Consider the following 10,259-nt stretch of genomic DNA (forward strand, 5'->3'; position numbering starts at 1 on the left):
GTGGGAGCGGGTTTACCCGCGAAGAATCCGCTGCCTATCCCACAGGATGGCACTCCCTGACGAATAATTCGTTAGCCTGCTTTCATTTCCTTCGCGCAGCAGCCATGATTAAGGCACGCCCAACCGCCCGCCCGCGAAAGAGCCCATGACTGCGCCACAACCCGCCCCCGCCAGCAGTACCTTCAGCATCACCCTGCAGATCCTGTCGATCGTCTTCTATACGTTCATTGCCTTCCTCTGCATCGGCCTGCCGATCGCGGTGCTGCCCAGCTATGTGCACGACCAGCTGGGCTTCGGGGCGGTGATCGCCGGGGTGACGATCGGCCTGCAATACCTCGCCACCCTGCTCAGCCGCCCCTTCGCCGGGCGCGTGGCGGATACCTTGGGCGGCAAGAAAGCGATTCGCTATGGCCTGCTGGGCATCGCCGGTTGCGGGGTGCTGACACTGCTCTCGGCGTGGTCGCTGCAGGTGCCACTGCTGAGCCTGGCCCTGCTGCTCGGCGGCCGTGTGCTGCTGGGGCTGGCCCAGGGGCTGATCGGCGTCGCCACCTTGAGCTGGGGCATCAGCCAGGTCGGCCCGGAGCACACGGCGCGGGTGATTTCGTGGAATGGCATCGCCTCGTACGGTGCCATCGCCATCGGTGCGCCGGTGGGTGTGCTGGCGGTCGCCGGCCTGGACTTCAGCGTGCTCGGCCCTGCCCTGCTGGTACTGGCGTTGCTGGCCTTGCTGGTGCTGCGCAAACGCCAGGACGTGGTGGTGACGCGTGGCGAGCGGCTGCCGTTCTGGTCGGCGTTCGGCCGCGTCGCGCCGTGCGGCCTGGGGCTGACCCTGGCGTCGATCGGCTACGGCACCCTGACCACCTTCGTCACGCTGTATTACCTGGAACGCGGCTGGGTCGGCGCGGCATGGTGCCTGAGCGCGTTCGGCCTGTGCTTCATCATTTCCCGGCTGTTGTTCGTCAATGCGGTCAACCGCTTCGGTGGCTACAACGTGGCCATGGCCTGCATGGCCACCGAGGTGCTGGGCCTGAGCCTGTTGTGGCTGGCGCCCTCGCCGGCCTGGGCGCTGGTCGGTGCCGGCCTGACCGGCTTCGGCCTGTCGCTGGTATACCCGGCGCTGGGTGTCGAAGCGATCAGGCAGGTGCCGAGCAGCAGCCGCGGCGCCGGGCTTGGGGCTTATGCAGTGTTCTTCGACATGGCACTGGCCATCGCCGGCCCGGTGATGGGCGCGGTGGCGGCGCACCTGGGCTATGCCTCGATCTTCTGCGTCGCTGCCCTGCTGGCCCTGGCCGGGGTCGGCCTGGCGCTGCTACTGGCGCGGCGCAGCCGTCGCGGCTGAACGCTCGGCCGGCGCTGGCGCGCCCAGGGCCTGGATGAAGAAGGCCGCCGTGTCACGTTGCAGCGAATGGTGGATGTGGCGCCGGTCGACGCCGTCGGCGTCCATGCACAGCGCCGGCATGCGCGCATGCTGCTCCTCGTCGCAGCGGGCCATGAACACGAAGTGCCCGGCCCCGGCCAGCAAGCGGTAGTCCGGGGTGATCGGCAGCTTGCGCGCCAATTCCTCGGCATTGCGGTCCACCGCCACCAGTTGGTCGCTGTCGCCGCTGTAGATCAGCGCAGGCACCTTCACACCGGCCAGCGCATGGCGGCCGAACATCAGGCTCAGCGGCGCCATCAGCATCACCGCGCCGACCCGTGCGTCAGCCTTGGGCGCCAGCTCGCTGCGGTCGGCAATCAGCACGCCGTGGGTCTTGCAGGCGTCGGCGTCACCCGGGCGTTCCAGGCAGTAACGGCGCAGGCGATCCAGGTCAGGCTGGGCGCCAGACAGGATCAACGCGGTTTCACCGCCGGCCGAATAACCGATCACCCCCACCTTGCCGTCATTCAGATAAGGGCCAAGCAGCGTGTCCTCACGGGCGGCGGTGATGGCTTCGCTGACCTGCAACGGCCGCCCATACAGGTTGCTCAGGGTGCCCAGGCGGCTGTGGTCGCGGGCATTGTCGCCCGGGTGCACGACCGCCACCACGACGAAGCCCTGGCGGGCCAGGGCGGTGGCCAGGTAATGCAGCGCCAGTGGGCTGCCGGTGTTGCCATGGGACAACACCAGCAGCGGAAACTGCCCGAGCGCGACCGGGGCCTCTTCAGCAACGTCGATGGGGTAGCCATCGATGCGGATATTGCGCGGTGTGCCATGGGATGGGTAGAACGCCAAGGCTTGCATCGGCCGGGCGTCGACCGGATCGTCGAGGGTCATGTGATGCAAACCGGCAACCCACGGGGAGGCTTCGGCATGGGCCAACAGGCTGCCGAGTAACAAAGCCAGCAAACAGCGGGGAGTGTTCATCGGTCAGCTATCGCGCAGCAGGCATCAGGATAGCGTCAGCATAGATCCGGCCTTGGCACCGGCAGATGAAAACTGGATGAAAAAAACCGGCTGGCGCTCGAAGCGCCAGCCGGTTTTTTGTCGCCAAGGGATCAGGCTGCAGCGAACAGCTCGTTGGCAATCTGCGCCTGGGCGGCGTCGATGGCCTGGGTACGGTGTTCCGGGCCATAGGCCAGGCCGTGGGCACGTACGACTTCGAGGTCGGTGATGCCGATGAAGCCGAGGAACACCTTGAGGAAGTCCTCATGGCCAACGCCGGTAGGCTGGCCAGCGTGCAGGCCACCGGCGGTGGATACCAGCACCACCTTCTTGTTGCCGCACAGGCCTTCCGGGCCGGCTTCGGTGTAACGGAAGGTCTTGCCGGCTACGGCCACACGGTCGATCCAGGCCTTGAGCTGGGTCGGTACGCTGAAGTTGTACATCGGCGCGCCAATCACCACGGCGTCGGCGGCGAGGAATTCTTCCAGGGTTTCGGCGCTCAGCTTGGCTTCGAAAGCCTGGGCGGCGTCACGGGCTTCTTCCGGGGTACCGGCTGCCACCAGGGTGGCGGACGAGAAGTGGGCGATGGCGTCGGCGGCCAGGTCACGGTAGACCACTTCGATGCTCGGGTCTGCGGCCTTCCAGGCGTCGACCACTTCGCGGCTCAGTTGGCGAGAGGCGGAATTGTCGCCCAGGATGCTCGAATCGATATGCAACAGTTTCATGGGACTCTCCAGTGAGTGAAGACCGCGGCGGTGGGCGATCACGATGGGGAGAATCCTACCGGGGTGTCGAATGGCTGATAAGTCGGTAAAAATGCGTTAGTTTGTCCCACAGATGGAACAGTGAGACATTCCCATGCAAGACCTCAATGACCTCTTCTATTTTGCCCAGGTCGTCGAAGCCGGCGGTTTCGCCGCGGCCGGGCGCCAGCTGGGCATCCCCAAGTCACGCCTGTCACGGCGCATCGCCGAGCTGGAAGAACGCCTCGGCACCCGCCTGCTGCAGCGCACCACGCGCCAGCTCAAACTGACCGCCGTCGGTGAACGCTACCTGCACCATTGCCAGGCCATGCTGCTGGAGGCCGAGGCCGCCGACGAAGTCGTGGCGAGCATGAGCAGCGAGCCGCGTGGGCGCCTGCGGGTGTCGTGCCCGGTGGCCCTGGCCCATGCGTTTCTTCCCGATGTGATCAGCCGCTTCCTCGAGCAGTACCCGCAGGTGCAGCTGGACATGGTCCTGCTCAACCGCCGCGTCGACCTGATTTCCGAAGGGATCGACGTGGCCCTGCGCGTCCGTGACCTGGGTGATGAAGACCCGGCACTGGTCACCCGTCGGCTGCGCCAGGCGCAGATGCAACTGGTGGCCGCACCCGGCTTTGCCGAGCATATCCGTGAACCGTCCGAGCTGGCCACGTTGCCGGTGCTGGGGGCCGCCGAGGCCGACCGCCTGGTGCACTTTCGCCTGTTCGGCCCCGATGGCCGGCAGCAGGAGATCGCGCTGGAGCCGCGGCTGGCCATCGACGATTTTGTCGTGCGCAACGCCGCTGTGCGCGCCGGCCTGGGCTTCACCGCACTGCCCAGCATGTTCTGTGAAGAAGAACTGGAACGGGGCGAGCTGGTCAGGTTGCTGCCCGACTGGTCGTTGCCAGGCGGTTACCTGCAGGCCGTCTACCCTCATCGACGTGGCTTGCTGCCGGCCGTGCGGGCATGGATAGACCACCTGGCGGCGTCGTTCGAGGCGTGTGGAGAGCGTTATGTCTAGGCAGAAAATGACCGAGGAACAGGTAGCCGCGTTCTGCCTGAGCCTGCCGGGTGCGCGGGAAGACTACAAATGGGGCGGCATCCGGGTGTTTTCCGTGGCCGGCAACAAGATGTTCGCCGTGCTCGACCTGGCCGGGGCGGGGTTGTCGTTCAAGGTCGCCGATGAGCTGTTCCTGGGCTATTGCGACCGGCCTGGCGTGCGGCCGGCGCCGTATCTGGCACGTGCCCGGTGGATCAGCATGGAACCGCCCTACCCCATGGGCCGGGATGAACTGTGCGACCTGCTGCAGCGCTCGCACCAGCTGGTGGTGCGGCGGCTGCCGAAACGGCTGCAGGCAGGGCTGCTGAGTTGATCAGTTGAACGGCAGGAACCGGCTGCCCAGGAACAGGTAGTCGAGCCAGAACACCTGATGCAGCAGCACGATGCCCCAGAACACCAGCTGGTAGGACAGTTTGCGTGTCTTGTGGCGCAGCAGTTGCTGAGCGACCAGCGCGCCGGGCCAGCCCCCCAGCAACTCGCTGGCATGCAGCACTTTCTCTGGCGTACGCCAGGCATTGCGCTGAGCCTGGCGCTTGTCCTGCCAGTACAGCAGCAGGCTGACCAGGCTGACCAACGGGTACAACGCCAGTGGCACCCAGGTCTGCCCGCGCCAGCCCATCTGTGCCGCGCCAAGCCCCGGCAACAGGCACAGCACACCCAGCAGCAACAGTTTCAGGCGCGCATTGCGCACGCCCGCTGTGCGGTCGGCGCCGCGTGGCGCCGTGCCCTGTGCGCGTGCCATGTCAGCTGTGCGCCGTCGACCAGTCGACCCAGCCGAACTGCCAGGTCGCCAGAATGAACAGCCCGAAGACGATGCGGTACCAGGCAAAGGCGGCGTAGCTGTGGTTGGCGATGAACTTCAGCAGCGCCCGCACGGCGATCATGGCGAAGATGAACGAGGTCACGAAACCGATGGCGAACACCGGCAGGTCGCTCGGTTCGAACAGGTGGCGGTACTTGTAGCCCGAATACACGGCCGCACCGACCATGGTCGGCATCGCCAGGAAGAACGAGAACTCGGTGGCTGCCTTGCGCGACAGGCCGAACAGCAGCCCGCCGATGATGGTCGAGCCGGAGCGCGAGGTACCCGGGATCATCGCCAGGCACTGCACGAAACCGATTTTCAGGGCATGGGTCCAGCGCATGTCATCGACATGGTCGACCGCCACGGTGTGCTGACGACGCTCGGCCCAGAGCATGATCACGCCACCGATCACCAGCGCCGTTGCCACGGTGATCGGGTTGAACAGGTACTCGTGAATCAGGTCGGCGAACAGCACGCCCAGCACCACCGCCGGCATGAACGCCAGCAACAGGTTGCCGGTAAAGCGCCGCGCCTTCGGCTGGCTGGTCAGGCCGAACACCACGTCGAGGATCTTGCCGCGAAACTCCCACACCACCGCCAGGATCGCTGCCAGCTGGATGATGATGTTGAACGCCATGGCCCGTTCGCCACCGAAACCGATCAGGTCGGCGACGATGATCTGGTGGCCGGTACTGGATATCGGCAGAAACTCCGTCAGCCCCTCGACCACACCTAAGATGATTGCCTGGAAGGCAGTCCAAAAATCCATTCTTCCCCCGATGGAGCACTGCTGCTTGCAGGCGCCTTGTTCTTGGTTTGCTTGTGATTGCCGCACGCGGCGCGGCCTTTTTACAGCGACTTGTGGGACCGGCGCCAGTGGAAAAGTTCAGCCTGGCTAAAGGTTTCATCTTGCCCGGCCGAGATCCTATCAAAGCGGCATGGCAAAGGCTCGTGCGGGCTGTGGCAGAGTAGCCAATAACTAGCACTTAGCCATTAGTCGAGTGCCTGCCGCCTGCAAAGCATGCTTGGATGCAGCTGAATAAAAAGAACAATGCGGGAGTAGATTCGATGAAGGCATTGCGGTCGATGTCGATCAGCCGGCGTCTGTGGCTGATTCTGGTGGTTGCGGTGGGCATGCTGGTGGTGCTTGGCCTGTTGATGCTGCGCCAGATCCATGGCGACCTGTACCAGGCCAAGGCGGAAAAGACCCGCCACGTGGTGCAGACCGCCGCTGGCGTGCTGGCCTACTACCAGGGCCTGGAGGCCGCCGGCACGCTCAGCCGCGAAGCGGCCCAGCAACAGGCCCTGCAAGTGGTGCGGGCGCTGCGCTACGACCAGAACGACTATTTCTGGATCAACGACCTGGGGCCGAAGATGATCATGCATCCGGCCAACCCTAAACTCGACGGGCAGGACCTCTCCGCGATCCGCGACCCGGACGGCTTCGCCGTGTTCAACGAGATGGTCGCCCTGGCCCGCAGCCAGGGCGCCGGCCCGGTCGACTACCGCTGGCCCAAGCCGGGTGCCAGCGAGCCGGTGGCCAAGACCTCCTATATCCAGCTGTTCAAACCCTGGGGCTGGATCATCGGCTCTGGCGTCTACGTCGACGATGTACAGGCAGAATTCGCCCGCCAGCTGCGTGATGCCTCATTGGTCGGCCTGGCCATCGCCGTACTGATGGCCCTGGTGGTCATGCTCATCGCCCGCAGCATTGCCCGCCCCTTGCAGGAAGCCGTGCAAGCGATGGGCAACATCGCCAGCGGCGAAAGCGACCTGACCCGTCGCCTGGACACCCACGGCCGCGACGAGATCAGCCACCTGGGCCAGCACTTCAACCAGTTCAACGGCAAGCTGCAGGGGGTGGTCGGCCAGCTCCAGGGCGCCGCCCACGCCCTGGCGCAATCGGCCGGGCACGTCGGCGACAATGCGGGCGCCGCACAGCAGCACAGCGCCCAGCAGTCGCTGCAGATGGACCAGGTGGCGACGGCGGTCAACGAAGTCACCTATGCCGTGCAGGATGTGGCCAAGACCGCCGAACAGGCCGCCGGCGAGATGCGCGCCGCGCAGCAGCAAGTGGCGCACGGCCAGCAGGCCATTCACGGCAGCCTGCAGCAGATCGACCGCCTCTCGGCGACCATCGAACAGGCGGTGCAGGTTATCCGTGATCTGGCCGGGCACAGTACCCGGATTGGCGGTGTGCTGGAGGTGATCCGCGCCATCGCCGAGCAGACCAACCTGCTCGCCCTCAACGCCGCCATCGAAGCCGCTCGCGCCGGCGAACAGGGCCGCGGCTTCGCCGTGGTCGCGGACGAGGTGCGCCTGCTGGCGCAACGCACCGCGCAGTCGACTGCCGAAATCCACACCATGATCGAGCATTTGCAAGGCCAGTCCGATGCGGCGGTCAAAGCCATCGACACCAGCAGCGAAGCCTCGCGCCAGACCGTGCAACAAGCCCGCGAGGCCGGCACCAGCCTGGATGCGATCAGCCAGGCGCTGCACAACCTCACCGCCCTCAACGCCTCGATCGCCAGCGCCACCTTGCAGCAATCGCATGTGGTCGAGGAGATCAACCGCAATGTGCTGGACACCGCCGGGCTGTCGCAGCAAACCGCCGATGCCGTACGCCAGTCCAGCGACGCGGGCGTGGCCCTGGGCCAGCTCAGCGAGGAGCTTGAACAACTGTTGCGCCAGTTCCGGGTCTGAGCCCGGTGTGATCCATCGGCCCGTTCGCCCCCGGCCCGGCGAACGGGCCGATCCAGGTTGCGCGCTACACCTGCTGCCCCGCACAGGCTACAATCGCCGCCCTTTGCCAACCAAGGAACGCCGATGTCCGGCCTCGAACTCATCGCCGCCGTGCTCGGCGTCACCGCCGTGTGGCTCACCGTCAAACAGAACGCCTGGTGCTGGCCGATCGGCCTGATCATGGTGCTTATCTATGGCTGGCTGTTCTACGAGGTGAAGCTGTATTCGGGCATGCTGCTGCAGCTGGCCTACGCCGTGCTGCAGCTGTACGGCTGGTGGCAGTGGAAGCGCCCGGACCGGGTCGAGGACGCTCGCCAGGTCTCGCGCCTGCCCGCCCGGGCGCTGATCGGCGGCCTGGCGGCAGGGCTGCTGCTGAGCGTGGCACTCGGTGCGGCAATGGCCGCCTGGACCGACGCCGCCCTGCCCTGGCTAGATGCCACGCTGACCGGTTTCAGCCTGGTCGCGCAGCTGTGGATGGCGCAGAAGCGCGTGCAGTGCTGGCCGCTGTGGATCGTGGTGGATGTGGTGTATGTCGGCCAGTACCTGCACCAGCAGCTGTACTTCACGGCCGGCTTCTTTGCCGTGCTGACCCTGATCGCGGTACGCGGCTGGCTGGAATGGCGCCGTGACCCAAAGTTGGTGCAAGCATGAAGGTTTTGGTCCTGTGCGGCCCCGAATCCAGCGGTAAGAGCTGGCTCAGCGGTGAAATCCAGGCGCATTTCGGCGGTTTCGTGGTGGCCGAATACGTGCGCCACTTCATCGACCAGGAATGCCGCGACACCTGCTATGCCGATGTCCCCACCATCGCCCGCGGCCAGCTGGCCTGGGAAGACCAGGCTCGCCAGCAGGCACCGGAGCTACTGATTCTCGATACCCACCTGCTCAGCAACATGCTGTGGAGCCACGCCCTGTTCGGCGCCTGCCCGCCCTGGCTGGAACAGGTTTTGCTTGACCGTCGTTACGACCTGCACCTGCTGCTCAGCCCGCAAGGGGTGGGCTGGGTCGCCGATGGCCAGCGCAGCCAGCCGGACATTGCCGACCGCCAGGTGTTCTTCGAAGACAGCCGCCAGTGGTTGCAGCGCCATGGGCAAACCGTGCAGATCATCGAGGGCGACTGGCCGCAACGCAGCGCAACGGCCCTGCTTGCCGTGCAGCGGCTGCTGGAAGGGAAAACCCCGCATTGCCCTACCGAGTGTTAACCCCGTGACACACCCGAATGGGGCCAACCCCCCGTATTTGCGGACTTCCGGCCATTAAAGGGGGCAGTGTCAAGGTTGTGAAACAATCGTGAAAAAGGCCCTTTGAGTAACGCAAATGCTGGGCCAAACGCCGGTTGACTGAAATTCTGTCTCAGCGCTGAAACAGATAATTCACGGCGATTTCAAACAATGCGTTCAACCCTCTGATTTACAAGAGATAAGCAAAAACGGCACGACTTTCGCTCTCCTCCTTCGCAACGCTGACAAGACCAGCGCACTCAGAAGGAGTAGCCGTCATGGGGAAACGGGATAAAGGCATTTTTCGCCTGCTGCTGGTCGGTTTTGCACTGGGTTCGGCGCTGCCCGCACTCGCCGACAACGGCATCATCGTAATTACCCGCGATGTACAACCGCGCATGGCCATTCGAGCGCCCATGGCGCCCGACCCCAACCCTACCACCGCCAACGCCAACCCCTCCGCGTACGTCATCAAGCAGACCAACGAACTGAGCGATGGCGACTTTGCCAGCATTACCAGCGGCACCGGCATTTCCTCACTGATTACACAGCAGACCAACAACCTTGGCGGCCCTATCGGCAACCAGACGCAATTGGCGAATCAGGCGGCCGGCCGTGGCACCGGTTCCGGCAATGGCATCGCCAACATGGTCAACTCGAGCGTCCAGCGCGGTCTTGCCCCCCTGCAGATCCTCACCGGAGGCAAATGAGATGAGGCAGACGCTGTTAATCCTGGCCCTGCTGAGCAGCGGCCCGGCACTGGCGCAATCGCCGGTTCCAGTGATCAACGACGCCACCATTGATAATTCCGGCGCGCAATACCAAGGCAACTTCAGCGTCAACCAGGCCGCGGGCGACGGGCAGCAACAGGCCAACGCCCGGGCACTCGCCACGGGCCATGGGGCCACTGCGACCACGCAGATCCGCCAACGCCAGCAGTCCATCGTCGACCCCAACATGGGCGCCAGTGCCAGCATCCAGGGCGATGCCTTCAGCCATGGCAGCGGCGCACTGGGCGTCAACCAGAGTGCGGGGGCTGCAACCCAACAGGCCAACGCCCTGCGCATCAGCATCAGTACTCAACCGCAAAGCATCGATGACAGCGTCCTGCTGCAACAGAACGTGGCGCTGATCAACAGCTCCGATCCATCTGATACCTCACCCGGCTATCGCCACGTCACCACCGGTGACCAGGCATTCACCGGTAGCCGCGGGGTCATCCAGCTGAATCAGAGCGCCGGGGTGGGCAACCAGACGGCAAACACCCTGAGCGTACGGGTCGCGAACTGACCCTGCAGGTAAACAGGTAAGAACAACACTTAACCTAAAGACG

Annotated in this window: 12 protein-coding genes; 8 read left to right on the forward strand and 4 right to left on the reverse strand. The window is 65.0% G+C overall.

What is annotated here, in order from left to right; genetic code table 11:
* Positions 1–145: 145 nt before the first annotated feature.
* Positions 146–1,339 carry an MFS transporter gene (locus CAF78_RS22595; RefSeq protein WP_085678251.1) on the forward strand — a complete coding sequence of 398 codons (1,194 nt, stop codon included), beginning with the start codon at positions 146–148 and terminating at the stop codon, positions 1,337–1,339.
* Here CAF78_RS22595 and CAF78_RS22600 read toward each other — a convergent pair.
* A complete protein-coding gene (locus tag CAF78_RS22600; protein WP_085678254.1) occupies positions 1,310–2,344 on the reverse strand; it encodes a dienelactone hydrolase in 1,035 nt (344 codons plus the stop codon). The genes CAF78_RS22595 and CAF78_RS22600 overlap by 30 nt on opposite strands.
* 131 nt (positions 2,345–2,475) lie before the next feature.
* Positions 2,476–3,087 carry an FMN-dependent NADH-azoreductase gene (locus tag CAF78_RS22605; protein WP_085678257.1) on the reverse strand — a complete coding sequence of 204 codons (612 nt, stop codon included), beginning with the start codon at positions 3,085–3,087 and terminating at the stop codon, positions 2,476–2,478.
* Between the two features lie 133 nt (positions 3,088–3,220).
* Between CAF78_RS22605 and CAF78_RS22610 the strand changes: the two genes are divergently transcribed.
* Together CAF78_RS22610 and CAF78_RS22615 are read left to right on the forward strand one after the other, a co-directional pair.
* Complete coding sequence (locus CAF78_RS22610; protein ID WP_085678260.1) at positions 3,221–4,123, forward strand: LysR substrate-binding domain-containing protein; 903 nt, start codon at positions 3,221–3,223, stop codon at positions 4,121–4,123.
* On the forward strand, positions 4,116–4,475 hold the full coding sequence (locus CAF78_RS22615) for an MmcQ/YjbR family DNA-binding protein (protein ID WP_085678263.1): 360 nt from the start codon (positions 4,116–4,118) through the stop codon (positions 4,473–4,475). Before CAF78_RS22610 ends, CAF78_RS22615 begins: the two co-directional genes overlap by 8 nt.
* Here CAF78_RS22615 and CAF78_RS22620 read toward each other — a convergent pair whose 3' ends face one another.
* Entirely contained in the window at positions 4,476–4,904 is a 429-nt protein-coding gene (locus CAF78_RS22620) for a DUF1294 domain-containing protein (RefSeq protein WP_085678266.1), read from the reverse strand.
* A gap of 1 nt (position 4,905) precedes the next feature.
* A complete protein-coding gene (locus tag CAF78_RS22625) occupies positions 4,906–5,736 on the reverse strand; it encodes an undecaprenyl-diphosphate phosphatase (RefSeq protein ID WP_085678268.1) in 831 nt (276 codons plus the stop codon).
* A gap of 299 nt (positions 5,737–6,035) precedes the next feature.
* Here CAF78_RS22625 and CAF78_RS22630 point away from each other — a divergent pair, with 299 nt between their 5' ends.
* The 5 genes from CAF78_RS22630 to CAF78_RS22650 all read left to right on the forward strand — a co-directional run bounded on the left by CAF78_RS22630 (position 6,036) and on the right by CAF78_RS22650 (position 10,216).
* The gene (locus CAF78_RS22630) at positions 6,036–7,670 is read left to right on the forward strand and encodes a methyl-accepting chemotaxis protein (protein ID WP_085678270.1); all 1,635 of its coding nucleotides are present in this window, start codon (positions 6,036–6,038) and stop codon (positions 7,668–7,670) included.
* 123 nt (positions 7,671–7,793) lie between these two features.
* A complete protein-coding gene (gene pnuC / locus CAF78_RS22635; protein ID WP_085678272.1) occupies positions 7,794–8,360 on the forward strand; it encodes a nicotinamide riboside transporter PnuC in 567 nt (188 codons plus the stop codon).
* Positions 8,357–8,908 (forward strand): AAA family ATPase, encoded by a 552-nt coding sequence (locus tag CAF78_RS22640; RefSeq protein WP_085678274.1) that lies wholly within the window; start codon positions 8,357–8,359, stop codon positions 8,906–8,908. Before pnuC ends, CAF78_RS22640 begins: the two co-directional genes overlap by 4 nt.
* A gap of 296 nt (positions 8,909–9,204) precedes the next feature.
* Positions 9,205–9,636, forward strand: coding sequence for a hypothetical protein (locus CAF78_RS22645; protein WP_085678277.1), 432 nt, complete (start codon positions 9,205–9,207; stop codon positions 9,634–9,636).
* A gap of 1 nt (position 9,637) precedes the next feature.
* The gene (locus tag CAF78_RS22650) at positions 9,638–10,216 is read left to right on the forward strand and encodes an adhesin (RefSeq protein WP_085678280.1); all 579 of its coding nucleotides are present in this window, start codon (positions 9,638–9,640) and stop codon (positions 10,214–10,216) included.
* The last annotated feature ends 43 nt before the right edge of the window (positions 10,217–10,259 follow it).

It is taken from the genome of Pseudomonas sp. R28(2017) (assembly GCF_002112505.1).
Taxonomy (GTDB): Bacteria; Pseudomonadota; Gammaproteobacteria; order Pseudomonadales; family Pseudomonadaceae; genus Aquipseudomonas.